This is a genomic window from Citrobacter sp. MNAZ 1397 (assembly GCF_023613995.1).
In the GTDB taxonomy this organism is placed as follows: Bacteria; Pseudomonadota; Gammaproteobacteria; order Enterobacterales; family Enterobacteriaceae; genus Phytobacter; species Phytobacter ursingii.
This window is the reverse complement of sequence record NZ_JAKIVH010000010.1, coordinates 18,950-43,293: the sequence shown is the minus strand read 5'-3', so window position 1 is coordinate 43,293 and position 24,344 is coordinate 18,950. Positions and strand designations below refer to the sequence as shown.

Genomic DNA, 24,344 nt, shown 5'->3' with positions numbered 1-24,344 from the left:
TTCATCCTGTGGTCTACAGGTGCGTTGGCTGAATTCACTCATCCCGGTTACATAGTTAATCTATGCTCCTGGGAAGTCATGTGCTTGCCGCCTTCCTGCAAACCCAATGATATAGCGCAACGGCTTCATACTAACCCGGCGGTGCCAATGGACGTTTCTTACCTGCTCGACAGCCTTAATGACAAACAGCGTGATGCGGTTGCCGCGTCGCGTAGCAACATGCTGGTGCTGGCCGGGGCAGGCAGTGGTAAAACGCGTGTGCTGGTGCACCGCATCGCCTGGCTGATGACCGTGGAAAACTGCTCGCCCTATTCCATTATGGCGGTGACGTTTACCAACAAAGCGGCGGCGGAAATGCGCCACCGTATTGGCCAGCTTATGGGAACCAGCCAGGGCGGTATGTGGGTTGGTACTTTCCACGGGCTGGCGCACCGCCTGCTGCGTGCGCACCATATGGATGCTAACCTGCCGCAGGATTTCCAGATCCTCGACAGCGAAGACCAGTTGCGTTTGCTTAAGCGTCTGATTAAAGCGATGAACCTGGATGAGAAGCAGTGGCCGCCGCGCCAGGCCATGTGGTACATCAACGGTCAGAAAGACGAAGGCATTCGCCCACATCATATTCAAAGCTACGGTAACCCGGTCGAGCAGACCTGGCAGAAGGTTTACCAGGCTTACCAGGAAGCCTGCGATCGCGCCGGGCTGGTGGATTTCGCCGAACTGCTGTTGCGCGCGCACGAACTGTGGCTCAATAAGCCGCATATCCTGCAGCACTACCGTGAGCGTTTCACCAATATCCTGGTGGATGAATTCCAGGATACCAACAACATCCAGTATGCCTGGATCCGCCTGCTGGCAGGCGATACCGGCAAAGTGATGATTGTTGGCGACGATGACCAGTCTATTTACGGCTGGCGTGGGGCGCAGGTGGAAAATATTCAGCGCTTCCTTAACGATTTCCCCGGCGCGCAGACAATTCGCCTGGAGCAGAACTACCGCTCAACCAGCAATATCCTCAGCGCGGCGAACGCCCTGATCGAAAACAATAACGGTCGTCTGGGTAAAAACCTGTGGACTGACGGCGCCGATGGCGAGCCGATTTCGCTCTACTGTGCTTTTAACGAACTGGACGAAGCGCGTTTTGTTGTTAACCGCATCAAAACCTGGCAGGAGAGCGGCGGTGCGCTGGAGCACTGCGCCATTCTCTATCGCAGTAATGCCCAGTCACGCGTACTGGAAGAGGCGTTGTTACAGGCCAGCATGCCGTATCGTATTTACGGCGGGATGCGCTTCTTTGAACGTCAGGAAATTAAAGACGCGCTCTCTTATTTGCGCCTGATTGCAAACCGCAATGACGATGCCGCCTTTGAACGCGTGGTGAATACGCCGACGCGTGGGATTGGTGACAGAACACTGGACGTTGTGCGCCAGACTTCGCGCGATCGCCAGTTAACGTTGTGGCAGGCGACACGCGAATTGTTGCAGGAGAAAGTACTGGCTGGTCGCGCGGCAAGTGCATTACAGCGCTTTATGGAGCTCATTGACGCGTTGGCTCAGGAGACGGCTGACATGCCGCTACACGTCCAAACGGACCGGGTGGTGAAAGATTCCGGTCTGTGGATGATGTACGAGCAGGAGAAAGGCGAGAAAGGCCAGACGCGTATTGAGAACTTAGAGGAACTGGTGACGGCGACGCGCCAGTTCAGCTACAACGAAGAAGACGAAGATTTGATGCCATTGCAGGCATTCCTCTCCCATGCCGCGCTGGAAGCGGGCGAAGGGCAGGCGGATACCTGGCAGGACGCGGTACAACTGATGACATTGCATTCCGCCAAGGGGCTTGAGTTCCCGCAGGTGTTTATTGTCGGGATGGAAGAGGGGATGTTCCCCAGCCAGATGTCGCTGGATGAGGGGGGGCGTCTGGAAGAGGAGCGTCGCCTGGCCTATGTCGGCGTGACCCGTGCGATGCAGAAGCTGACGCTGACTTATGCCGAAACCCGCCGTCTGTATGGCAAAGAAGCCTATCACCGTCCGTCTCGCTTTATCGGCGAGCTGCCGGAAAACTGTGTGGAAGAGGTACGTCTGCGCGCTACCGTTAGTCGTCCGGTCAGTCATCAACGCCTTGGCGCGCCGATTTCAGAGAACGATACGGGTTATAAACTGGGCCAGCGAGTGCGTCATCCGAAGTTCGGCGAAGGGACAATCGTGAATCTGGAAGGCAGCGGTGAACACAGCCGTTTGCAGGTCGCATTCCAGGGGCAGGGCATTAAATGGCTGGTGGCTGCCTATGCACGCCTTGAAACAGTGTAACTTTCAGAAAAATATCATTATTTTGTAATATTCTGCTAGCCTTATACGCTAAGGGGGAAATATTACCCTTTAGCGTTTCGTTGCGTGTTGACGCCTCATTTTTGCTGGCGTAACATGCGCGCACGATCACGCTAAGAGGACATTCGCCTTGGACACACCCAGTAGATACTGGCTCAATTCCCTGTCATCCAGGAACAACTCCTAAGGCTATCTCCTCATGCTGATGGCCTTAGTGGTTGTCAGCGACCTGCTGTATTCCCGTCGCGCTGAGTCAGGCTGTTTAATGGTCTGAAACGCCAAATGTTTCTTGTGTGCCCAACCGAACTGTCCAGTCATTTTTGCATTGGGAGTCCCGGCTATGCTGAGCGCATTTCAACTGGAAAATAATCGTTTAACCCGTCTCGAAGCTGACGAAATAAAGCACCTCGCCAGTTCCGTCTGGGTTGATCTGGTCGAGCCGGACGATGACGAGCGAACCCGTGTGCAGTCTGAATTGGGTCAGAACCTGGCGACACGCCCGGAACTGGAAGACATCGAAGCGTCTGCGCGTTTTTTTGAAGATGAAGACGGCTTGCACATCCACTCCTTCTTCTTCTTTGAAGATGCGGAAGACCACGCAGGCAACTCTACTGTGGCATTTACTATCCGCGAAGGCCGCCTGTTCACCCTGCGTGAGCGCGAGTTACCAGCATTTCGTCTCTATCGCATGCGCGCCCGTAGCCAGGCAATGGTTGATGGCAACGCCTATGAGTTACTGCTCGACCTCTTCGAGACCAAAATCGAACAACTCGCAGATGAAATCGAAAACATCTACAGCGATCTGGAAAAACTCAGCCGTGTGATCATGGAAGGTCATCAGGGTGATGAATATGACGAAGCGCTCTCGACGCTGGCGGAGCTGGAAGATATCGGCTGGAAAGTGCGTCTGTGCCTGATGGATACCCAGCGCGCGCTGAACTTCCTGGTGCGTAAAGCGCGTTTGCCTGGCGGTCAGCTGGAGCAGGCCCGCGAAATCCTGCGCGATATCGAATCTCTGCTGCCGCACAATGAATCCCTGTTCCAGAAAGTGAACTTTCTGATGCAGGCGGCAATGGGCTTTATCAATATTGAGCAGAACCGGATCATCAAGATCTTCTCGGTCGTTTCCGTTGTCTTCCTGCCGCCGACACTGGTGGCCTCCAGTTACGGGATGAACTTTGAGTTTATGCCTGAGCTGCACTGGAGTTTTGGCTACCCAGGCGCGATTGTCTTTATGATCCTCGCCGGGCTGGCGCCATATCTCTACTTCAAACGTCGTAACTGGCTGTAAATCTAAAACAAAAAGGTTCAGCAATTCTGCTGAACCTTTCTTTACGGATCTTATTGCGCGTGGCTTCCTTCACCTGCTCCGGCTGATTTAAGACGCAGCGACATCAGCGGTACGGGATCCTGATGCCGGGAATTATCGACCCCTGCGTTGGGTATACAGCGCATCCATTACGAAGATGGCGAGCGCGACCCAAATAAACCCGAATGTCACCATTTTGTCTGCGCCCGGATGCTCGTCATAAAACGTCACTGCCAGCAGGAACATCAGCGTTGGGCCAATGTACTGGAAGAAACCCAGTGTTGACAGGCGCAGACGCATCGCCGCCCCGGTAAAGCACAGCAGAGGAACCGTGGTGACCACCCCGGCGGCCATCAAGAGCAAATTAAGCGACCAGCTGTTTTGCGTCATATGGCTGGTGGCGCTGTCGGCAATCCCAAACAGCCAGATAGCCGCCACGGGCAGCAACCACAGCGTTTCCACCAGCATGCCGGTTTGCGCGTCGACGGCGATTTTTTTACGCAGCAGTCCGTAGAAGGCGAAGCTAAAAGCCAGGCCCAGTGAGATAATCGGCAAGGAGCCGAAGGCCCACAACTGTACCAGTACGCCACTGGCAGCCAGTATTACCGCCAGCCACTGCATGCGGCGGAAACGTTCACCAAGGAACACCATCCCCAGCAGAATATTCACCAGTGGGTTAATAAAATAGCCCAGGCTTGCTTCCAGCAGATGGTGATTGTTCACCGACCAGATAAAGAGCAGCCAGTTACCCCCGACGAGCACGGCGGACACCGCCAGCAGCAAGATTTTCTTTGGCGTATGTAAAAGCTGTTTCACCTGCGACCACTGACGACTAACGCTTATCAGGGCGATCATGAAGAAGAAGGACCAGATAATGCGGTGAGTCAGAATTTCATCGGCGGGAACAAACCAGATGACTTTGAAATAGGCCGGCGCGATACCCCAAATAAAATAAGCGGCCAGAGCAAGTATTACCCCTAACCGCGTCTGTTTTGCATCCATCAGGAAAACTCGTTGCTAAAAAGTAACAATATTTTACCTGATTTTTGCTGCTCAACCCACCATATAGGTTGCCGTCGCACTGGCGATATAGAGCTGCTCTTCGTTATGTAACTCGACACGAGCGACCGCAACCTTGTTTCCCGCACGCAGTAGCGTACTGGTGGCGGTGAAGCGATTGCCACGACCCGGGCGTAAATAGTCGACGCGCAAATCAATGGTGCCCATTCGCGACAGGCGAGCGCGCAACTCCTCTTCGGTAATGGTGTCATGGCGCGTCAGCGTGCTGCCAACGCACACCAGACCTGCGGCGACATCCAGTGCGGAGGCAATCACCCCGCCGTGCAAAATGCTCTGCGCCCAGTTTCCCACCATCATAGGTTGGTTATTGAAGCTGAGCTGGGCGAAATCCTTCTCGTAGCGGGTAAGCTCCAGCCCCAGCGCACGATTGAAAGGCATGTGGTAGACGAAAATCTCGCCCACGAGTTTTAATGCGGATTCTGCTGTGAGGACGGCAGACATAGTGACACTTCCGTTAGGTTAATGAAATGTTGATTTTATGCCTCTAAATTGTTGAATTCCAGTTTAAGACAGGATACCTGCGCAGCGTCTCAATAAATATGTAGAATAGATGTTGTAAAAATATTCAGTTCATCAACATTGTTCAGGGGAAGAAAACCGATGCGGACGTTTCTGGGTTGGTTTGTGGCATTGTGTGCGCTGCCTTTTGCGGCTTTTGCGCAGGAAGCGACAGTAAAAGAAGTTCATGATGCGCCTGCTGTGCGCGGTAGTATTATCGCGAATATGCTGCAGGAGCATGATAATCCGTTCACGCTCTATCCGTACGAGTCGAACTACCTGCTTTATACCTACACTAGCGACATGAATAAAGAAGCCATTCGTTCATACAGCTGGTCTGATGAAGCGCGTAAGGATGAAGTAAAATTCCAGCTCAGCCTGGCATTCCCGCTGTGGCGCGGCATACTCGGTCCGAATTCCGTGTTGGGCGCTTCCTACACGCAAAAATCGTGGTGGCAGCTTTCTAATACCAAGGAACCGGCTTCTTCGCCATTTCGCGAAACCAACTATGAACCACAAATGTTCCTCGGCTTCGCCACCGATTACAGCTTTGCGGGCTGGACGTTACGCGATATTGAGTTTGGCTTTAACCATGACTCCAATGGCCGTTCTGATCCCACATCGCGTAGCTGGAATCGCCTCTATACGCGTTTGATGGCGCAAAATGGCAACTGGCTGGTGGAAGTAAAACCCTGGTATGTTGTAGGAAACACCGACGATAACCCGGATATCACCAAATATCTCGGTCACTATCAACTGCGTGTAGGCTACCAGTATGGTGATGCCATTTTCAGCGTCAAAGGGCAGTACAACTGGCACACTGGCTACGGTGGCGCAGAGGTCGGTGTAAGCTATCCGATTACCAAACATGTCCGTTTCTACACCCAGGTGTACAGCGGTTATGGCGAGTCGTTAATTGACTACAATTTCAATCAGACGCGTGTCGGTGTCGGTGTAATGCTTAACGATCTGTTTTAAGCATTGCAGTTTCATGAGCAGGCGCTGAAAATAGCGCCTGTTTTATTTTGTCGAGTGGAGTAAATGTGGCGCAGGCGGAAGTATTGAATCTGGAATCGACAGCCCTGGAAGTTTTACGGGAAACCTTCGGCTACCAGCAGTTCCGTCCGGGTCAGCAACATATCATTGATACCGTGCTCGGCGGCCGCGACTGTCTGGTTGTCATGCCTACCGGTGGCGGCAAATCGCTCTGTTATCAAATTCCGGCACTGATTTTGCCTGGTCTTACGGTGGTGGTATCGCCACTGATCTCACTGATGAAAGATCAGGTTGATCAGTTACTCGCTAACGGCGTTGCTGCGGCCTGTCTGAACTCAACGCAAAGTCGTGAACAACAGCTTGAGGTGATGGCTGGCTGCCGCACCGGGCAAATCCGTCTGCTGTATATCGCTCCCGAGCGGCTGATGCTTGATAACTTCCTTGAGCAACTGACGCACTGGAACCCGGTACTGCTGGCGGTCGATGAAGCGCACTGTATCTCCCAATGGGGCCATGACTTCCGTCCTGAATATGCCGCACTCGGTCAGCTTCGTCAGTATCTGCCATCTGTGCCTTTTATGGCATTGACCGCCACGGCGGATGACACCACACGTCGAGATATTGAACGTCTGCTGGGATTGAACGATCCGCTGATTCAGATCAGCAGTTTTGACCGCCCCAATATCCGCTATATGCTGATGGAGAAATTCAAACCGCTCGATCAGCTTCTCCGCTATGTACACGACCAGCGCGGCAAGTCCGGAATTATTTACTGCAACAGCCGGGCGAAGGTGGAAGACACCGCCGCTCGCCTGCAAAGCCGGGGCTTTAGCGCTGCGGCGTATCATGCCGGGCTGGAACACGAGGTGCGCGCCAGCGTGCAGGAGAAATTCCAGCGCGACGATCTGCAAATCGTGGTCGCGACTGTTGCGTTCGGTATGGGGATTAACAAACCCAACGTGCGATTTGTGGTTCACTTCGACATTCCACGTAATATCGAGTCTTACTATCAGGAAACGGGTCGCGCCGGGCGTGATGGCCTGCCCGCTGAGGCGATGTTGTTCTACGCGCCGGAAGACATGGCCTGGCTGCGCCGTTGTCTTGAAGAAAAACCCCCCGGACAGTTGCAGGATATTGAGCGCCACAAGCTCAATGCAATGGGGGCGTTTGCCGAAGCGCAAACCTGCCGCCGCCTGGTCTTGCTCAATTACTTTGGCGAAGGGCGCCAGGAAGCCTGCGGTAACTGCGATATTTGCCTTGATCCGCCACGCCAGTATGACGGGCTGAAAGATGCACAGAAGGCGCTTTCGGCTATCTATCGGGTGAATCAGCGTTTCGGTATGGGCTATGTGGTAGAAGTGCTGCGTGGCGCCAACAGCCAGCGTATCCGCGACCTGGGGCATGACAAACTGCCGGTCTACGGTATTGGCCGTGAGCAGAGCCATGAACATTGGGTGAGCGTCATCCGCCAGCTTATTCATTTAGGTCTGGTCACGCAAAACATCGCCCAGCACTCCGCCTTACAACTGACCGAAGCCGCCCGCCCGGTGCTGCGCGCCGAAGTACCGCTCCAGTTGGCTGTACCGCGCATGGTCGCCCTGAAATCCCGCGTGATGCAAAAGGCGGCGGTCGGCAACTATGACCGCAAACTCTTTGCGAAGCTACGCAAGTTGCGTAAAGCGATTGCCGATGAAAATAACGTGCCGCCGTACGTGGTTTTCAATGACGCAACGCTGATTGAAATGGCCGAACAGATGCCCATTACGCCAGGCGAAATGCTCGGCGTTAACGGTGTTGGCGTCCGCAAACTTGAGCGCTTTGGCCAGGAGTTTATGGCGCTGATTCGTGCCCATGTTGACGGTGATGATGAGTAGTCAGCACGAACGAAAAGTGCCAGGATAGTCATCCCCTTTATTATTTTCCCGCGAGTTGATCATGCTAATACTGTTTTTCACCGTCGCCCTGGTGCACATTGTTGCCCTGATGAGCCCCGGTCCTGATTTCTTCTTTGTGTCGCAAACTGCCGTCAGCCGCTCCCGCAAAGAGGCGATGATGGGCGTGCTCGGCATTACCACAGGCGTGATGGTGTGGGCAGGTGTTGCACTGCTCGGTCTTAACCTGATCCTCGAAAAAATGGCCTGGCTGCACAGCATTATCATGGTTGGCGGTGGCCTGTACCTGTGCTGGATGGGCTATCAGATGCTGCGCGGTGCGCTGAAAAAAGAAGAGAAAAAAGCCGATGCGCCGGAGGTTGAACTGGCAACCAGCAGTGGTCGAAGCTTTATGAAGGGGCTTTTGACGAACCTTGCGAATCCAAAAGCGATTATCTATTTCGGTTCGGTGTTTTCACTGTTTGTCGGCGACAGCGTGGGCGCAGGTGCGCGCTGGGGCATCTTTCTGCTGATCACCCTGGAAACCTTCGCCTGGTTTACCGTGGTGGCAAGTTTGTTTGCTTTACCGGCGATGCGTCGCGGCTATCAGCGTCTGGCGAAGTGGATTGATGGTTTTGCCGGTGCGCTGTTTGCAGGTTTCGGTATCCATCTGATCATTTCGCGTTGATTGTTTTCGGGCGAATTCACGCATGTCTTGATTGTTGGTAGATACTGTGAACGGAACCCACCTCCCGAGCCGCATTTTCCCCCTCACCCTGGCCCTCTCCCTCAGGGAGAGGGAACCGATCGAGCTCGCATTTTTGTCGGGATCCCTCTCCCCTCTACGATCGGGCACCGAACCCGTAGCCCGGATAAGGCGCTCGCGCCGCATCCGGGACGACATGACCGCCAAAACTCAGGCATGTCTTGCCGATGCCAGTAGCGCCCCCACCAGCATAAACAACGAACCAAACACCTTGTTCAGCGCTTTCAACTGACGCGGGCCTTTAATCCATGCGGCAATACGTTGCGCCAGCGTCGCATAGCCAATCATCACGATAATATCCACGACGATAGTGGTGACGCCGAGTACCACGTACTGCATCACCTGCGGCTGATTGGGCGCAATAAATTGCGGGAACAACGCGGCGAGAAAAACGATGCTTTTGGGGTTCGTCAGATTGACGAAAACCGCGCGTTTAAACAGACGTGTCCGCGATTGCGTATGCGCAAGGGTGTTGAGGTCTATCGCACCCGCAGCGCGCCATTGCTGAATGCCCAGCCAAATCAGGTACGCGGCACCGGCCCATTTCAACACCTCAAACGCCAGTATTGAGCGGGAGAAAAGGGTGCCCAGACCCACGCCGACCAGCACAATATGAATGCCTAAGCCGGTTTGTAGCCCGGCAATGGACGCCGCCGCGCCGCGATAACCGTGGCTTATCGAGGTGGTCATGGTATTAATCGCGCCGGAGCCGGGCGACAGGCTGAGAATGATCGATGTCAGCAGATAAGCGAACCACCACTCGAAGGTCATGAGAAACTCCCTGATTGTCTGTTTTTATGCCACAATACGCTATTGTTAGCGGAATTAGCTACAGGTCACAAAAACGTTTTTGTCGCGCAAGTGAGGGCGTAGCCAATGTTCCGGCAAAACAAGGAGTGGGAAACCAGAGAAAGCGCGTTTGCTGCCTTTGCCACTGGCCCGTTAACCGACTTCTGGCGGCAACGGGAAGAGGCAGAATTTACCGGTGTGGATAATATCCCGGTGCGCTTTGTCCGTTTCCATGCCGCCAGACATGACAGGGTTATCGTGGTTTGCCCTGGTCGAATTGAAAGCTATGTGAAGTATGCTGAGCTGGCGTATGACCTGTTCCATCTCGGCTTTGATGTGCTCATCATCGACCACCGCGGTCAGGGGCGTTCCGGTCGCTTGCTGGAAGATTCTCATCGCGGCCATGTGGTCAATTTCAGTGATTATGTTGATGATCTCACGGCGTTCTGGGAGCAGGAAGTGATGCCCGGCCCGTGGCGTAAGCGTTATATTCTGGCCCATTCGATGGGGGGCGCGATTGCCACGCTCTTTGTGCAACGCCACCCACAAGCCAACTGTGATGCCATTGCCCTTTGCGCGCCGATGTTCGGCATTATTATTCACCTGCCGGACTGGATGGTGCGTCCGCTGCTGGACTGGGCGGAAGGCTACCCGCGTATTCGCGAGAATTATGCCATTGGCACTGGTCGCTGGCATGCGTTGCCCTTTGCCATGAACACGTTGACCCACAGTCGCGAACGTTATCGGCGGAACCTGCGTTTCTACGCCGACGAGCCTGAACTCCGCGTGGGCGGGCCCACCTGGCACTGGGTGCGGGAAGGTATCCTGGCCGGTGAAGAGGTACTGGCGGGAGCCGCCTCAGACACATCGCCCATGTTAATTATTCAGGCAGAAGAAGAGCGCGTTGTCGATAACCGCATGCACGATCGCTTTTGTGAAATGCGCGCCGCGGCGGGCCATCCCTGCGAAGGGGGGAAGCCGCTTGTCATCAAGGGCGCGTACCATGAGATCCTCTTTGAAGAGGACGCTATGCGCTCAGTCGCGCTCAACGCTATCGTCGATTTTTTCGATCGATATAACTAAATGAATTATTGAGGTTAACGTTTCCTATGTATCAGGTTGTTGCGTCAGATTTAGACGGCACATTGCTCTCCCCCGACCACACACTCTCCCCTTACGCGAAAGAAACGTTGAAGCTGCTCACCGAGCGCGGAGTGAATTTCGTTTTCGCCACGGGCCGCCACCACGTGGATGTCGGGCAAATCCGCGATAATCTGGGGATCAAGGCGTATATGATCACCTCTAATGGCGCGCGCGTTCACGATACCGATGGCAATCTGGTCTTCACTCATAATCTGGATCGGGATATTGCCAGCGATCTGTTTGGCGTAGTGCATAACAACCCGGACATCATCACCAATGTGTATCGCGATGATGAGTGGTTTATGAACCGCCACCGCCCGGACGAAATGCGTTTCTTCAAAGAGGCGATTTTCCAGTATTCCCTCTATGAGCCAGGCATGCTGGAACCTGAGGGTATCAGCAAGGTCTTCTTTACCTGCGAAAAACATGAACAACTGCTTCCGCTGGAGCAGGCGATTAATGCCCGCTGGGGCGATCGCGTGAACGTCAGTTTTTCGACGCTGACATGCCTGGAAGTCATGGCTGGCGGGGTGTCGAAAGGGCACGCGCTGGAAGCCGTTTCGAAGGCGCTCGGTTACAGTCTGAAAGAGTGCATCGCGTTCGGCGATGGCATGAACGATGCCGAAATGCTCTCGATGGCCGGTAAAGGGTGCATTATGGGCAACGCCCACCAGCGTCTGAAGGATTTGCATCCGGAGCTGGAAGTCATTGGCACTAACGCCGACAACGCCGTGCCAAATTACCTGCGTAAACTCTATCTGAGCTGATTTTTTGGTCGTTTATTGACCAGTTGTCAACCGAAGACTCCGCTACAATGGGTGCTCCTTATTCTGTGAGACATTCATTGTGGCGTTACTCATCATCACCACGATCCTGTGGGCCTTTTCCTTTAGCCTGATTGGCGAGTACCTTGCCGGGCACGTCGACAGCTATTTTTCGGTCCTGATGCGCGTGGGCCTGGCGGCTCTGGTTTTCTTACCATTCCTGCGTACCCGTGGGCAAACGCTAACAACGATCCTGCTCTACATGCTGGTGGGGGCGATGCAACTTGGCATCATGTACCTGTTCAGTTTCCGCGCGTACCTCTATTTGAGCGTCTCGGAGTTCCTGCTGTTCACCGTTTTGACGCCGCTTTATATCACGCTGATTTATGATCTTCTCAGCAAACGGCGCTTACGCTGGGGCTATGCCCTGAGTGCGCTACTGGCGGTGGTGGGTGCGGCGATTATCCGTTACGACAAAGTCAGCGACCACTTCTGGACGGGCCTGATGTTTGTGCAACTCGCCAACCTCAGTTTCGCCATCGGCATGGTGGGGTATAAGCGCCTGATGGAAACACGCCCGATGCCGCAGCACAACGCCTTTGCCTGGTTTTACCTTGGCGCCGCGATTGTGGCTGTTATCGCCTGGTTCCTGCTGGGGAATCCGCAAAAACTGCCGACCACCAGCCTGCAATGGGGCATCCTGGTGTGGCTGGGCGTCGTGGCGTCCGGGCTGGGTTACTTTATGTGGAACTACGGGGCGACGCAGGTGGATGCCGGTACGCTTGGCATCATGAATAACGTGCATGTCCCGGCCGGGCTGCTGGTTAACCTTGCCATCTGGCAGGAGCAGCCGCACTGGCCGAGTTTTATCATTGGTGGGACGGTGATACTGGCCTCGCTGTGGGTGCATCGGCGCTGGGTCGCTCCGCGCTCCGCACAAACGGCAGATGGTCGCACGCGTGGTTCCTCGCTGAGCGAATAAATGCCTCGGTCACCGGCTGGCGCTGCTCGCCATCGCGCACGGCAGCGTACAGCCGGCTCCATAATCCCTCGCCCAGGGTTTTTGTCACCACCAGCCCCTGGCGTTCAAAACTTTCCACCACCCAGTGCGGCAGGGCGGCAATGCCCATCCGCGCCGCCACCATCTGAATCAGCAGCAGCGTATTGTCCACGCTTTTAAGCTGAGGGCTGATGCCTGCCGGCTGCAGGAAGTGACGCCAGATATCCAGGCGGCTACGCTGCACCGGATAAATCAACAGTGTCTCGGTGGCGATATCTTCCGGGATGATCCGCGTGCGTGAGGCCAGCGGGTGATCCGGGGAGAGTACCAGCCGCACTTCAAAATCAAACATCGGCGAATAGTGCAAACCACTGCGCGGCAGAATGTCCGAGGTCATCACCAGATCCAGCTCACCTTGCTGGAGCGCGGGCTGCGGGTCGAAGGTGACCCCCGATTTAAAATCCATCTCTACATGCGGCCATTGGGTGCGAAAACTCTCCAGCGCCGGTGTCAGCCACTGAATACAGCTATGGCATTCAATCGCGATGCGCAGGCGGGTTTGCTGCGGTTCATTGCAGGCCAGTAATGCGCTGCTGATTTGCGGCAGCACCTGATTGGCCAGCTGGAGCAGGATCTCTCCTTGCGGCGTAAAGCGTAACGGCTGGCTTTTGCGCACAAATAGCCGAAAGCCGAGGCGCTGTTCCAGATCGCTGAACTGGTGGGAAAGTGCGGATTGCGTCTGATGCAATGCCGCCGCCGCGGCAGCCAGCGACCCGCAGTTCCGTAACGCCTGTAGCGTTTTCAGATGTTTAATTTCGATCATGAAAGTCCTTCACTTCGGCATGACAAATTTGCGCTTGAGGAGGATACAGTAACTGTCAATTATGGATGTGTAAACATCTGGACGGCTAAAATCCTTCGTCTTTTAAATTTATGGTGCGTTGGCTGCGTTTACTTACCCCGGTCACTTACTCCAGTAAGCTCCCGGAGATAAGCAAACTTGCCGCCTTCCCTAAATTCAAAATCCATTGGATTTACAATTAATTAGAGGAAGCACATATGACAGTTTTAAACCACACCCTCGGTTTCCCTCGCATTGGCCTGCGTCGCGAGCTGAAAAAAGCGCAAGAAAGTTACTGGGCGGGTAACTCCTCCCGTGAAGCGCTACTGGCGACAGGGCGCGAACTGCGCGCTCGCCACTGGGATCAGCAAAAAGCGGCGGGTATCGACCTGCTGCCGGTGGGGGATTTCGCCTGGTACGACCATGTTCTGACCACCAGCCTGCTGCTCGGCAACATTCCGGCTCGTCATCAGAACAGTGACGGCTCCGTCGATATCGATACCCTGTTTCGCATTGGTCGTGGCCGTGCGCCGACCGGTGAACCGGCGGCAGCGGCGGAAATGACCAAATGGTTTAACACCAATTACCATTACATAGTGCCGGAGTTCGTGAAAGGGCAGTCGTTCAAACTCACCTGGACGCAACTGCTGGAAGAAGTCGACGAAGCGCTGGCGCTGGGGCACAACGTGAAGCCTGTCCTGCTGGGGCCAGTGACATATCTGTGGCTGGGCAAAGTGAAAGGTGAACAGTTTGATCGACTAAGCCTGCTTAATGACATTCTGCCCGTCTACAAACAGGTGCTGGCTGAACTGGCGAAACGCGGCGTCGAGTGGGTACAAATCGACGAGCCCGCGCTGGTACTGGAGTTGCCGCAAGACTGGCTGGATGCCTTCAAACCGGCTTATGACGTACTCGCAGGCCAGGTGAAACTGCTGCTGACCACCTGGTTTGAAGGCGTAACACCAAATCTCGACACCCTCATCACGCTACCGGTACAGGGGTTGCACGTTGACCTTGTCCACGGTAAAGATAACGTTGCCGAACTGCACACACGTCTGCCCGCTGACTGGCTGTTCTCGGCAGGGCTGGTGAATGGTCGTAACGTCTGGCGTACCGACCTGAGCGCAAAATATGCGCAGATTAAAGAGGTAGTAGGGCAGCGCCCGCTGTGGGTGGCCTCTTCGTGTTCCCTGCTGCATAGCCCGATTGATCTGAACATAGAGACGCGTCTGGATGCGGAAGTGAAGAGTTGGTTTGCCTTCGCCCTGCAAAAATGTGAAGAGTTGGCACTTTTACGCGATGCGCTGAACAGCGGTGATACTGCTGCAATTGAGGCCTGGAGCGCCCCGATTCATGCGCGTCGCCACTCAACCCGTGTGCACAATACCGCCGTTTCGCAGCGTCTGGCGGCCATCACGGCAGAAGACAGCCAGCGCACCAGTACCTATGAAGACCGCGCCAAAGCACAGCGCGCTCGCTTTAACCTGCCCGCATGGCCGACCACGACCATCGGTTCCTTCCCGCAGACCACTGAGATCCGTGGTCTGCGCCTGGACTTCAAAAAGGGCAATCTGGACGCGCACAACTACCGTTCCGGTATCGCTGAACACATTAAGCAGGCAATTGTGGAGCAGGAGCGTTTAGGGCTGGACGTGCTGGTCCACGGTGAGGCCGAGCGTAACGACATGGTGGAATACTTTGGCGAGCATCTCGACGGTTTTGTCTTTACCCAGAACGGCTGGGTGCAGAGCTACGGCTCCCGCTGCGTGAAGCCGCCGGTGGTGATTGGCGATATCAGCCGTCCGGAAGCGATCACTGTGGAGTGGGCGAAGTATGCGCAGTCCCTGACCAACAAGCCGGTAAAAGGCATGCTGACAGGGCCGGTGACGATTCTGTGCTGGTCCTTCCCGCGTGAAGACGTGAGCCGTGAAACCATCGCTAAACAAATTGCCCTGGCGCTGCGCGATGAGGTGGCGGATCTGGAAGCCGCCGGTATCGGCATCATCCAGATTGACGAACCGGCCCTGCGTGAAGGCCTGCCGCTGCGCCGCCGCGACTGGGATGCCTATCTGGCGTGGGGCGTAGAGGCTTTCCGCATCAGTGCGGCCGTGGCGAGGGATGACACCCAGATCCATACCCACATGTGTTATTGCGAGTTTAACGACATTATGGATTCCATCGCCGCGCTGGATGCAGACGTGATCACCATTGAGACGTCGCGCTCGGATATGGAACTGCTGGAGTCGTTCGAAGAGTTTGAATACCCGAACGAAATCGGGCCCGGTGTGTATGACATTCACTCGCCGAACGTACCGAGCGTGGCATGGATCGAGGCGTTACTGACCAAAGCCGCCCAGCGTATCCCGGCAGAGCGCCTGTGGGTAAACCCGGACTGCGGCCTGAAAACCCGCGGCTGGCCAGAAACCCGAAGCGCCCTGGCGAATATGGTGAAAGCGGCGCAGAACCTGCGTCAGGCGTAAGAAGCTGGTGGCTCATAATGAAAAGCGATCGCCAGGCGATCGCTTTATTTACTTGTCTTCTGAAGCCAGAGTGTTGATGGTGAAGGTTTTTTCAAATTCCTTTTAACTTTCAAACATATGTGCGTAACCACCTCCTGCAACCAGGAAGGTGACAACCCCCTGTTTTGACGGGGGTGCTTGCACCTGTATGCAATTCAGATCACGGGTATCTGTTGTTTTGTCTGACATTCGCCACTCTGGGATCTGGCAATATTTGATGGTAAGACCCGTATTTTCTGGAGCAAGACGTAATTCTATACCGGGACTAATAACAGGGGCGCCGAAAATAGTGATTTTCGCCGAATAAGGCTGATGTACTACGGCATCATGTAACTTGGGGTTTTCTGGTAAGAAAGAAAAATGTTGGCTACATGATGTCAAACATATTGTCATCATCAGTATAAAGATTTTATCCATGTGTTAATTTATCCTTGAGTTATACCTATAGCGAATAGTGATGCTATTCATCTTCTGAATATGTATGTTAATGGTCCAGAACATTAATGGTGTAGGTTTTGTCGAAATGTGGAGCTTTTTCGAACATAGCAATATAACCCGACCCTACGATTCGAAGTGTTACGAGGCCTGGTTTAACTGGTATTCCTTTAATCAGGACACAATTGAACTTTGTAAGCGCAGTTCCACCACATGGCTCAAGATACAGGCCGCTATCTGAAGGATAAAAGTCACTACCAAAACTCTTGCTGATGACGGGTCTGCCAATAATATTGATTTTGGCTGAATAGGGTTGATGTAATACGGCATCATTGAGTACGGACTTTTCAGGTAGAAATCTTATATGTGGGGTACATGCCGTACATGTAAAAATGATAACAATTAGTAGCATCTTAAATGTTTTCATATTAATGGTTTGAAAACCAACCCCCCAAAAAATCTGTTCTGAAAAAATTTAATACCTTGATCTTGTTTAACTAAATTGTCTATTTCACCCCATGAAAAAAGCTTCAGATCGAGATTTCTATGAACATCTTCCGTTAACATACCATCCCAAACGATCCAGTGATTTGGCACAGTGAAAATTGAATCGTTACCTTCTAGCAATCCTCCGGCGACAAGCGTAACGACTTTGTACCCTCTGTTGACGTAATCATTAAAGAGACGAATGTCTTCCACGCTACCCCGCGTGATGCCTGCATTGCAGAATACAAGTTCATAGCCCGCCTTCTGGAACCACTCTGTCAGGGTCTGCCACATGGTGACCCCGGCGGCAGGGCAATCGACGGCGTCGTAGCTGAGCACCGTATTTTCCGAATCTCTGAGGCTGGCGAGGGTTATCCAGTCGATACCAGAAATAGTGGCTCTTGGGGGCAAGGTGTGATTGTAAAATGCCCCTGATGGATGTCTACACCCCTCTCCCGGCACAATTTCCAACTCGCCAATTTTGGTTTTACCCCAGCACCAGAGTTCACGTGCTGCCTGCGCGTAGACATCGGGTCTGTCCATTTGCAGGCAGTAGAAAAAAGCGGCTGGGCCGCATAAGCTGCTATCGCCCTGATCTGGATAATCCAGCTGATTGAATCTCGTGGTTATCTGCTCTTGAATGGTACTGCGTTCGAAGGGATCGAGGTCATGGCCAATAGGATACTCCTTAGCAATAAAGGGACGTTCGGGCCTTGATATCTTAACGACCTGTATGTTTTCCTCACCGGATTTTACCAGGCGCGTTTGTCCTGTTGTCACGAAAAAACACGGATTCTCGCGTTTAATTGCAGACCATGCACGCCCGGAACCAAATTCCCCTAAGGAATACATTTTGGTAAAAGGCGTGTCGTGAACCCGCGATGCACCCAGCATACGTTTTCGGTAAAGGGTGACTTCCATGATATACATCGTTGAGAGCGGATCGGCAGTTTCCTGAGTAATATGTCGTTGTGTTTCATAATTACTCAGTATTTGTTGTTGTGTCACCTCGACAATAATATGTTTATTACGCTGTGAATCCATTCGATAAATTAATAGGTCATAAAGAATATCATCAGGTTTGACGTTAGAACGAATTTGGGTGCTTACGGTATAGGTGGGCATTATTAATCCTTTAATCGTATTGACGTGATGAGAGTAAACGTCATCCTGACGTTATTTAATGATTGGCTGAGATGTGTTTTATATATGCAATTGATTTGATTTACGACCCACAGAGATCACGAATTATGTGATCTCTTTATTTTCAGGGTACGTACATTGAATATGCTATTTTATTCTTCCCGACACAGCCATTGCGTGCGGCGCTGTGCCAGCAGGTCGCTTTGGGGGCCGGTAGGGGCTCTGTCGCTCACCACATAATGGAAATCGCCGATATCACCGTTGCGGCACATCGCCCGGCGGCCAAACTTGGTGCTGTCGACCACCAGGACATTGACTTCTGCACTGGCGACCAGCGCCTGGCGCGCCACCACCTCTTCGTCATTGAAATCGTACAACTCGCCTTCTTCACCAATGCCGCCGACGGACACCACGCCGATATCCACGCGATAGCGGCGAAAGAAGGTCAGGGCGTCGCTGCCAATCACATCCAGATCGCGCTTACGCACGCGGCCACCCGCGACGGTCAGTTCGCAGCCAGGGAGCAGGCTGAGCGGCGTGGCGGCGTGCAGATTATTGGTACACACCGCCAGATGGATATCGTCCGGCAGGGCGCGCGCCACCATTTCCACGGTGGTGCCGGTTCCAAGAAAGCAGCTTTGCGCCTCGCTGAGCAGCTGCGCGACTCGCTCGCCAATCCAGCGCTTACCGATGACGTTGACGATCTCGCGCTGCTGATAACCGATATTTTCGCGGGCGAAAGGGGCGACCATGCCATGACGGCGTAATAACAGCCCTTGCGCGGTGAGTTCACGCAAATCGCTGCGCACCGTTTGCAGCGAGACGCCGAAATAGTGCGCCAGTTGTTCAATGCTGCTCTCACCGTGCTCTGTCACGATGGCGACAATCGCGCTGCGACGTGCTTCAGGAGTCATATTTGCGTCCGGCTGAGGGGATTTGCGCTCATGCTATCCGGCGAATATGAAATTATTACTACGAAAAAAACGGGTCATATTTCTGTCAGATTCCCTTGTTTTAATCGTCACAACGAAAACCAAGGGGACGAAACCATGAGTAAGAAAATTGCGCTGGCAGCGGCTTTGCTGGCTTTCATGAGTGGTACTGCTTTCGCGAAATCCACTCTGACGCTCTACACCAGCCAGCCAACCGAAGATGCGCAAATGACGGTGAGCGCGTTTGAACAGGCGCACCCGGATGTCGAAGTAAAATGGATTCGCGATGGAACCGCAAAGCTGATTGCCCGTATGCAGGCTGAAATTTCCGCTGGCGGCGCCAGCCCGGATGTCTTACTCATTGCCGACAGCGTGTCGATGGAGTCCCTGAAACAGCAAAATCTGCTGGCGGCTTACAAATCACCGCAGGCCAGCCGCTACGATGCGCAGCTCTACGATAAAGACGGTTACTACTACGGAACGAAACTTATCACCACGGGCATTGCCTATCACAGCAAAGCCCCGGTAAAGCCGGAATCCTGGCAGGATCTGCTCAAGCCTGAGCTGAAAAACATGACTACGTTGCCAAGCCCGCTCTATTCCGGCGCCGCGCAGATCCATATGGCGACGTTAATGAATGACCCGCAGCTAGGCTGGCAGTATTACGAGAAACTGAAAGAAAACGGCGCGATGCCGCAGAGCGGTAATGGCGGCGTGATGAGCGCTATTACCTCCGGCAGCAAAGCCTACGGCGTACTGGTGGATTACATGGCGATCCGCGAGAAAGCCAAAGGCGCACCGATTGAGTTTGTCTTCCCGAAAGAGGGCGTCAGTATCGTGACCGAACCGGTCGCCATGATGAAAGGGGCGAAAAACCCTGAGGGTGCGAAAGCCTTCATTGATTTTGTTCTCTCCGCAGACGGACAGAAGCTGGTGCTCAAACAGGGCTACCTGACCGCGGACGCCAGCTTGCCAGTACCGCAGGGTTTCCCGGCGCGTGACACCATTAAACTGATGCCATACGACCCGGCAAAAGCGCTGGCTGATACCGAAGCCAACAAAAAGCGCTTTGCTGATCTGTTCGGAAACCGCTAAGTCATGGCAGATATGACACTGCGTCAACCCGCCGCCAGCAGCCCGCCGAAAGGGCTGCTATGGCTTTTACTCGCACTGATCGCCTTGCTGAGCCTGCTGCCCAGCCTGCGACTGCTTATTTCCGCGCTCTTTGACTGGCAACAAGGCAGCAACAGTAGCCTGTGGCGCGTGTTGAGCAATGAATCCACCTGGGTTGCGCTCTATAACAGCCTGTATACCAGCGGCCTGGGCACGATACTGTCGCTGTTGTTGGGCAGTTTTTTCGCCTTTTGCCTGGCCCTGACCAATATTCGCGGTAAGCAGATTTGGGTCTTCCTGTTCATGTTGCCGATGATGATCCCTCCGCAGGTCACTGCCCTGAGCTGGTTACAATTGTTTGGCCCCAGCAGCATTTTGCTCAACAGTATCGGGCTTGCGCCAGGGTTCGGCAGTACCAATCCCCTTTACTCGCCGGAAGGGATCGCGCTGTTGTTGGGTATCCAGCATGCGCCGCTGGTGTTTCTGGCGCTGCGCACGCAGCTACAGTGCCTGCCAAAGGAGCAAATTGAAGCCGCGCGTCTGAATGGCGCGTCGTTGTGGCGGGTCTTTATCGATATCGTGTTGCCGCTGTGCCGCACTGCGCTGTGGGCCGGCGCGGCAATTGCGTTTGTCTCCGCACTGGGTAACTTCGGTATTCCCGCCATGCTCGGGATACCCATTTCCTATTTTGTTTTGCCGATTCAGATTTACCAGACGCTCTCCAGCTTTGGTCCGTCGATGTTAAACGACGTCGCGGCCCTGTCCGTGCTGATGGGTGTTCTCGCCATCGGCATCGTGACTTTACAGGGAGTGATGCAACGTCGCCATGCGCTGCCGCTTATCGGAATGGCCGGGCGGGCACTGAGCTTTCAGCTAGGCAAATGGCGACTGGCGACCGAAGTGCTGCTGGGCATGGTGCTGTGCGCCATTCTGCTGGCACCGCTGCTGGCGCTGATTGCGACATCGCTAGTGCCGACGCTGGGCGTGCCGCTGAATGCCGATACGCTGACCTTTGCCGCCTGGCGAGCGATGTTTGATAACCAGAGCGCCACCTGGCGTGCGCTCACCAACAGCATCACGCTTTCCGTGAGCGCCTCACTGGTTCTGCTGCTGCTGTGCCTGCCGCTGGCCTGGCTACTGGTGCGTTTTCCCAGTCGTCCGCTGCGATGGTTGTATAACGTTATCGATATTCCTTACACCCTGCCGGGGGTGGTGCTGGCGATTGCCTTTATTTTACTTTTTGCCCGCCCGCTGCCGCTGGTGGGGATCAGCCTGAGTGGCACGCTGACTATCATTTTCCTCGCCTATCTTGCCCGTTTCCTGACGGTCTGCTTAAAGCCGGTGCATAACAGCATGCTGCAGCTCGACCCGGCGATGGAAGAGGCGGCCAGTCTGGCAGGCGCTAACTTCTCTCAGCGCCTGCGTCATATTGTGCTGCCGCTGCTAGCTCCCGCCGCATTTGCCGGGGCGCTGCTGGTCTTTCTGACCGCCGTCAATGAGCTGACTGTCTCCGCGCTGCTGTGGAGCGCGGGTAAAGAGACGCTCGGCGTAGTGATTTTTAATCTCGACGAAAGCGGTAACAAAGTGTTGGCCTCGGCGATCTCTGTGTTAGTCGTGGGGTTGGTGGCCTGCGTCATGTTGCTGCTGAGTACTCTCGGCAAATATTTACCCAAAGGAGTTATCCCGTGGCAGAGCTAATACTGGAACGGCTGAACAAGGTGTTTGGTGAACAGGCCGTGGTGCGGGATCTGAATCTGACCATTCCCGAAGGGGCGTTCACCGCGCTGCTGGGGCCGAGCGGCTGTGGCAAAACCACTACGCTGCGCATCCTTGCCGGACTTGAACACCTCTCTTCCGGGCGTTTGTTGCTGGGGGATCGCCTGCTGGCGGATGCGCGGGTGCATATGCCACCGGAGACCCGTGATATGGGGATGGTGTTTCAGTCTTATGCCCTCTGGCCGCATATGACCGTGGCAGAAAACGTCGGTTATCCGCTGAAATTGCGCAAAGTGAATGGCGCTGCGCGCCAGAAGCAGGTGATGGAAGCGCTGGATGTGGTGGAGCTGGGCGCGTATGCCGGGCGCTCGCCGCAGGCGCTCAGCGGCGGTCAACGCCAGCGCGTGGCGCTGGCCCGCTGCCTGGTGTCGGAGCCGGAAGTGGTATTGCTGGATGAACCGCTGGCGAATCTCGATCGCCATCTGCGCGCCACCATGGAACAGACGTTTCGCGAATTTCACCGTCGTACCGGGGCGACATTCGTCTATGTCACGCACGATCAGGCTGAGGCAATGGCGCTGGCCAGCCACATTGCAGTGATGCATCAGGGGGAATTAATGCAGTGGGGCGCGCCGCAGACGCTGTATCAGCATCCGCAAAATGCCTGGGTGGCAAGGTTTATCGGCAAAGGCAGCATTCTGTCGCTGGCGGCCCGGCATCCGGCATCGCAGTTAGAGAGTCAGCAACTGCATGAAGGTCTCGCGCCCGAAAATACCCAACCGCGCCAGCAGGTACTGGTTCGTCCGGAACATGTCATGGTGGGGGATAACGGGCTGCCGGCAATGGTGGAAAGCTGTATTTTCCAGGGGGAACGCTATCTGCTGGAGCTGCGTCTGCCGGACGGACAGCACTTAAGTGCTTTCCATTCTTTGCCATTGCGTGAACAGCAGAGCACTCGTGTGCGTCTGATGCAGGGATGGTGCCTGGAGGCGGCGTGACGGTACAAATTGAGATTATCAGCGGGGCGGGACATAAAGCCCCCGCAGCGATTCTGGTTTCCACGCCCCGGCAACGTATTTTGCTCGATGCAGGCGGCGCGCTGGATCCGCATGCGGAACTCTGGCCTGTACCGGAAAAGATCGATGCGATCCTGCTAAGTCACGATCATGTTGATCATATCGGCGGCCTGCATCGTCTTGCGCCGCACATCCCGGTCTATTGTACGCAGACCACGGCGCAATCTTTACCCGCAGGGCGTAACGTCCACCCGATTGCGGTGCGTGGGCAATTCCAGTTGGGCGACATTACGGTGACGACGGGCAGTTGCGGACACGCCTGGGGTGGGGTGTGGTTTCATCTGGATGTGGCCGATGGCCTGTTTTATAGCGGCGATATCAGTATGGAGTCGGCATTATTTCGCTTTGATGTCCCCCCGCCTGCCGGGCTTGCGCTGGTGGATGCGTCATACGGGCTCTATAACGTTTCGCAACGCCAGCAGTGGGATAAATTGCGCGCTCGCTTGACGCTTCCTGCGCTGTGTCCGGTGCCGCCGTCGGGCCGGGCGGTGGAACTGGCGCTGCTATTAGCGCGTGAGGGACGTACCGACATCGCGCTTGATGCGCCTTGCCAGGAGATGCTCAGGCAAATGGCGGCGCATAATGACGGCAGTTTGCACCAGGATGTGGAGGCTGAGCTGCAACAGCTTTTACGCACGCTTCCGGCCTTTTCCGCTCAGTCATCGCTGATCCTGGCAGCGGATCCTGATGGGCAAAGTGGGATGGCGGGGGAACTGCGTCGACGCAAAGATTTCCATCACCGCACGTTGTTTACGGGTCATATGAATCGCCTTAACCATCAACAATGGCTGGCCGGGGAAGTGGATTTTTGTCGCTGGAATGTGCATCCAACTCTCAAAACCTTAATGTTGTTAGTGTCGATGCTAAAGTGCAGCAGGCTGGTGCCGATGTTTACTCATGTAGAGGACATCCAGGACTGGCAGTTCGCGCCTGGATGTCACATCGTTACGCAGAATATGTTGAGGGTGGATTTATGCCACTGATATGCAAACCCTTTGTTTTTGTTCGTCACGGCGAGACGCCGCTTAACCGCGATAAAGTGATTGGCGGGAGCACGGATGTGCCGCTGACCGACGAAGGGGAGCAGCAGGCACGTTCCGCTGCACCCATTCTGGGCCGCTATGACTGGAATGGGGTGGCGGTGAGTTCGCTCAAGCGGGCTCAGCGTACCCTCGAACTGGCGCTGCCTGGCGCGGCCCATGTTGTTATGCCGGATTTATGTGAGCGTGACTGGGGCGAGCTGGAAAACCGTCCGCTGGCCGAGTTAACCCCCTATGAAAACACGCCGCCTGGCGGCGAAAGCTGGGAGACGTTCTGCACCCGCGTGACGGATGCGCTTAATAGCCTGCTGGAACAATACGATACGCCGTTGATTGTGGCGCATTCTGGTGTTTACCGTGTGATCCGTTACCACGCCTTCGGCACGCCTTATGGCGATCGGGTGGGCAACGCGGTGCCTATGTGGATCTCGCCTGGCGAAACGCCGCAAGAGTGGCAGATCATGCCGCTGGCGGAACGTGGTTAAGCGGCACGAGATGT

The 24,344-nt window shown here is 54.7% G+C and carries 22 protein-coding genes; 15 read left to right on the top strand and 7 right to left on the bottom strand.

The window, feature by feature from the left end; translation table 11 throughout:
- Positions 1–147 precede the first annotated feature (147 nt).
- From uvrD to corA, 3 genes are all read left to right on the top strand, one after another.
- Entirely contained in the window at positions 148–2,310 is a 2,163-nt protein-coding gene (uvrD, locus tag L2097_RS24590; RefSeq protein ID WP_039077035.1) for a DNA helicase II, read from the top strand.
- A 148-nt stretch (positions 2,311–2,458) separates the two neighbouring features.
- Positions 2,459–2,515, top strand: coding sequence for a YsgD/CorL family protein (ysgD, locus tag L2097_RS24585; protein ID WP_212743980.1), 57 nt, complete (start codon positions 2,459–2,461; stop codon positions 2,513–2,515).
- Positions 2,516–2,668: 153 nt separating this feature from the next.
- Entirely contained in the window at positions 2,669–3,619 is a 951-nt protein-coding gene (corA, locus tag L2097_RS24580; protein ID WP_039077036.1) for a magnesium/cobalt transporter CorA, read from the top strand.
- A gap of 132 nt (positions 3,620–3,751) precedes the next feature.
- On the opposite strand, the gene rarD is transcribed toward corA, so the two are convergent.
- Positions 3,752–4,639: an EamA family transporter RarD gene (gene rarD / locus L2097_RS24575; RefSeq protein ID WP_047372292.1), complete on the bottom strand. Its 888-nt coding sequence runs from the start codon at positions 4,637–4,639 to the stop codon at positions 3,752–3,754.
- A gap of 51 nt (positions 4,640–4,690) precedes the next feature.
- Positions 4,691–5,158: an acyl-CoA thioesterase YigI gene (yigI, locus tag L2097_RS24570; RefSeq protein WP_047372291.1), complete on the bottom strand. Its 468-nt coding sequence runs from the start codon at positions 5,156–5,158 to the stop codon at positions 4,691–4,693.
- Between the two features lie 159 nt (positions 5,159–5,317).
- Between yigI and pldA the strand changes: the two genes are divergently transcribed.
- The 3 genes from pldA (at position 5,318) to rhtC (ending at position 8,770) form a co-directional block, all read left to right on the top strand.
- On the top strand, positions 5,318–6,193 hold the full coding sequence (gene pldA / locus L2097_RS24565) for a phospholipase A (protein ID WP_250353849.1): 876 nt from the start codon (positions 5,318–5,320) through the stop codon (positions 6,191–6,193).
- A gap of 65 nt (positions 6,194–6,258) precedes the next feature.
- On the top strand, positions 6,259–8,085 hold the full coding sequence (gene recQ, locus L2097_RS24560; protein ID WP_047372289.1) for an ATP-dependent DNA helicase RecQ: 1,827 nt from the start codon (positions 6,259–6,261) through the stop codon (positions 8,083–8,085).
- Positions 8,086–8,146: 61 nt separating this feature from the next.
- A complete protein-coding gene (gene rhtC / locus L2097_RS24555) occupies positions 8,147–8,770 on the top strand; it encodes a threonine export protein RhtC (RefSeq protein ID WP_229220919.1) in 624 nt (207 codons plus the stop codon).
- Between the two features lie 228 nt (positions 8,771–8,998).
- On the opposite strand, the gene rhtB is transcribed toward rhtC, so the two are convergent.
- Positions 8,999–9,619 carry a homoserine/homoserine lactone efflux protein gene (gene rhtB / locus L2097_RS24550; RefSeq protein ID WP_047372288.1) on the bottom strand — a complete coding sequence of 207 codons (621 nt, stop codon included), beginning with the start codon at positions 9,617–9,619 and terminating at the stop codon, positions 8,999–9,001.
- A 105-nt stretch (positions 9,620–9,724) separates the two neighbouring features.
- Between rhtB and pldB the strand changes: the two genes are divergently transcribed.
- From pldB to L2097_RS24535, 3 genes are all read left to right on the top strand, one after another.
- Positions 9,725–10,720, top strand: coding sequence for a lysophospholipase L2 (gene pldB / locus L2097_RS24545; RefSeq protein WP_250353848.1), 996 nt, complete (start codon positions 9,725–9,727; stop codon positions 10,718–10,720).
- 26 nt (positions 10,721–10,746) lie between these two features.
- Positions 10,747–11,547, top strand: a complete 801-nt coding sequence (yigL, locus tag L2097_RS24540) for a sugar/pyridoxal phosphate phosphatase YigL (RefSeq protein WP_047372286.1) — start codon at positions 10,747–10,749, stop codon at positions 11,545–11,547.
- A 79-nt stretch (positions 11,548–11,626) separates the two neighbouring features.
- The gene (locus L2097_RS24535) at positions 11,627–12,526 is read left to right on the top strand and encodes a carboxylate/amino acid/amine transporter (RefSeq protein ID WP_250353847.1); all 900 of its coding nucleotides are present in this window, start codon (positions 11,627–11,629) and stop codon (positions 12,524–12,526) included.
- On the opposite strand, the gene metR is transcribed toward L2097_RS24535, so the two are convergent.
- On the bottom strand, positions 12,414–13,367 hold the full coding sequence (gene metR / locus L2097_RS24530) for an HTH-type transcriptional regulator MetR (protein ID WP_085006381.1): 954 nt from the start codon (positions 13,365–13,367) through the stop codon (positions 12,414–12,416). The genes L2097_RS24535 and metR overlap by 113 nt on opposite strands.
- A 236-nt stretch (positions 13,368–13,603) precedes the next feature.
- Between metR and metE the strand changes: the two genes are divergently transcribed.
- The gene (metE, locus tag L2097_RS24525; RefSeq protein WP_250353846.1) at positions 13,604–15,865 is read left to right on the top strand and encodes a 5-methyltetrahydropteroyltriglutamate--homocysteine S-methyltransferase; all 2,262 of its coding nucleotides are present in this window, start codon (positions 13,604–13,606) and stop codon (positions 15,863–15,865) included.
- A 102-nt stretch (positions 15,866–15,967) separates the two neighbouring features.
- On the opposite strand, the gene L2097_RS24520 is transcribed toward metE, so the two are convergent.
- The 3 genes from L2097_RS24520 to L2097_RS24510 all read right to left on the bottom strand — a co-directional run bounded on the left by L2097_RS24520 (position 15,968) and on the right by L2097_RS24510 (position 18,882).
- A complete protein-coding gene (locus L2097_RS24520; protein ID WP_250353845.1) occupies positions 15,968–16,321 on the bottom strand; it encodes a hypothetical protein in 354 nt (117 codons plus the stop codon).
- A 441-nt stretch (positions 16,322–16,762) separates the two neighbouring features.
- The gene (locus L2097_RS24515; protein ID WP_250353844.1) at positions 16,763–17,950 is read right to left on the bottom strand and encodes a lipase family protein; all 1,188 of its coding nucleotides are present in this window, start codon (positions 17,948–17,950) and stop codon (positions 16,763–16,765) included.
- A gap of 170 nt (positions 17,951–18,120) precedes the next feature.
- Positions 18,121–18,882, bottom strand: a complete 762-nt coding sequence (locus tag L2097_RS24510) for a DeoR/GlpR family DNA-binding transcription regulator (RefSeq protein WP_250353843.1) — start codon at positions 18,880–18,882, stop codon at positions 18,121–18,123.
- Between the two features lie 135 nt (positions 18,883–19,017).
- Here L2097_RS24510 and L2097_RS24505 point away from each other — a divergent pair, with 135 nt between their 5' ends.
- From L2097_RS24505 to L2097_RS24485, 5 genes are read left to right on the top strand one after another with little or no spacing between them, the layout of a single operon-like run.
- Positions 19,018–19,995: an ABC transporter substrate-binding protein gene (locus L2097_RS24505; protein WP_250353842.1), complete on the top strand. Its 978-nt coding sequence runs from the start codon at positions 19,018–19,020 to the stop codon at positions 19,993–19,995.
- A gap of 3 nt (positions 19,996–19,998) precedes the next feature.
- Positions 19,999–21,711 (top strand): ABC transporter permease, encoded by a 1,713-nt coding sequence (locus L2097_RS24500; RefSeq protein ID WP_250353841.1) that lies wholly within the window; start codon positions 19,999–20,001, stop codon positions 21,709–21,711.
- A complete protein-coding gene (locus L2097_RS24495; protein WP_250353840.1) occupies positions 21,699–22,727 on the top strand; it encodes an ABC transporter ATP-binding protein in 1,029 nt (342 codons plus the stop codon). The genes L2097_RS24500 and L2097_RS24495 overlap by 13 nt, the downstream gene beginning before the upstream one ends.
- Positions 22,724–23,788, top strand: a complete 1,065-nt coding sequence (locus L2097_RS24490; protein WP_250353839.1) for an MBL fold metallo-hydrolase — start codon at positions 22,724–22,726, stop codon at positions 23,786–23,788. Before L2097_RS24495 ends, L2097_RS24490 begins: the two co-directional genes overlap by 4 nt.
- Positions 23,779–24,330, top strand: coding sequence for a histidine phosphatase family protein (locus tag L2097_RS24485; protein WP_047372280.1), 552 nt, complete (start codon positions 23,779–23,781; stop codon positions 24,328–24,330). Before L2097_RS24490 ends, L2097_RS24485 begins: the two co-directional genes overlap by 10 nt.
- Positions 24,331–24,344 lie beyond the last annotated feature (14 nt).

What these genes read in the sequence shown, in the direction of transcription:
- uvrD (WP_039077035.1), top strand. Translation starts at nt 148, where the DNA reads ATGGACGTTTCTTACCTGCTCGACAGCCTTAATGACAAACAGCGTGAT.
- corA (WP_039077036.1), top strand. Translation starts at nt 2,669, where the DNA reads ATGCTGAGCGCATTTCAACTGGAAAATAATCGTTTAACCCGTCTCGAA.
- rarD (WP_047372292.1), bottom strand. Translation starts at nt 4,639, where the DNA reads ATGGATGCAAAACAGACGCGGTTAGGGGTAATACTTGCTCTGGCCGCT.
- yigI (WP_047372291.1), bottom strand. Translation starts at nt 5,158, where the DNA reads ATGTCTGCCGTCCTCACAGCAGAATCCGCATTAAAACTCGTGGGCGAG.
- pldA (WP_250353849.1), top strand. Translation starts at nt 5,318, where the DNA reads ATGCGGACGTTTCTGGGTTGGTTTGTGGCATTGTGTGCGCTGCCTTTT.
- rhtC (WP_229220919.1), top strand. Translation starts at nt 8,147, where the DNA reads ATGCTAATACTGTTTTTCACCGTCGCCCTGGTGCACATTGTTGCCCTG.
- rhtB (WP_047372288.1), bottom strand. Translation starts at nt 9,619, where the DNA reads ATGACCTTCGAGTGGTGGTTCGCTTATCTGCTGACATCGATCATTCTC.
- pldB (WP_250353848.1), top strand. Translation starts at nt 9,725, where the DNA reads ATGTTCCGGCAAAACAAGGAGTGGGAAACCAGAGAAAGCGCGTTTGCT.
- yigL (WP_047372286.1), top strand. Translation starts at nt 10,747, where the DNA reads ATGTATCAGGTTGTTGCGTCAGATTTAGACGGCACATTGCTCTCCCCC.
- metR (WP_085006381.1), bottom strand. Translation starts at nt 13,367, where the DNA reads ATGATCGAAATTAAACATCTGAAAACGCTACAGGCGTTACGGAACTGC.
- metE (WP_250353846.1), top strand. Translation starts at nt 13,604, where the DNA reads ATGACAGTTTTAAACCACACCCTCGGTTTCCCTCGCATTGGCCTGCGT.
- L2097_RS24520 (WP_250353845.1), bottom strand. Translation starts at nt 16,321, where the DNA reads ATGGATAAAATCTTTATACTGATGATGACAATATGTTTGACATCATGT.
- L2097_RS24515 (WP_250353844.1), bottom strand. Translation starts at nt 17,950, where the DNA reads ATGCCCACCTATACCGTAAGCACCCAAATTCGTTCTAACGTCAAACCT.
- L2097_RS24510 (WP_250353843.1), bottom strand. Translation starts at nt 18,882, where the DNA reads ATGACTCCTGAAGCACGTCGCAGCGCGATTGTCGCCATCGTGACAGAG.
- L2097_RS24505 (WP_250353842.1), top strand. Translation starts at nt 19,018, where the DNA reads ATGAGTAAGAAAATTGCGCTGGCAGCGGCTTTGCTGGCTTTCATGAGT.
- L2097_RS24500 (WP_250353841.1), top strand. Translation starts at nt 19,999, where the DNA reads ATGGCAGATATGACACTGCGTCAACCCGCCGCCAGCAGCCCGCCGAAA.
- L2097_RS24485 (WP_047372280.1), top strand. Translation starts at nt 23,779, where the DNA reads ATGCCACTGATATGCAAACCCTTTGTTTTTGTTCGTCACGGCGAGACG.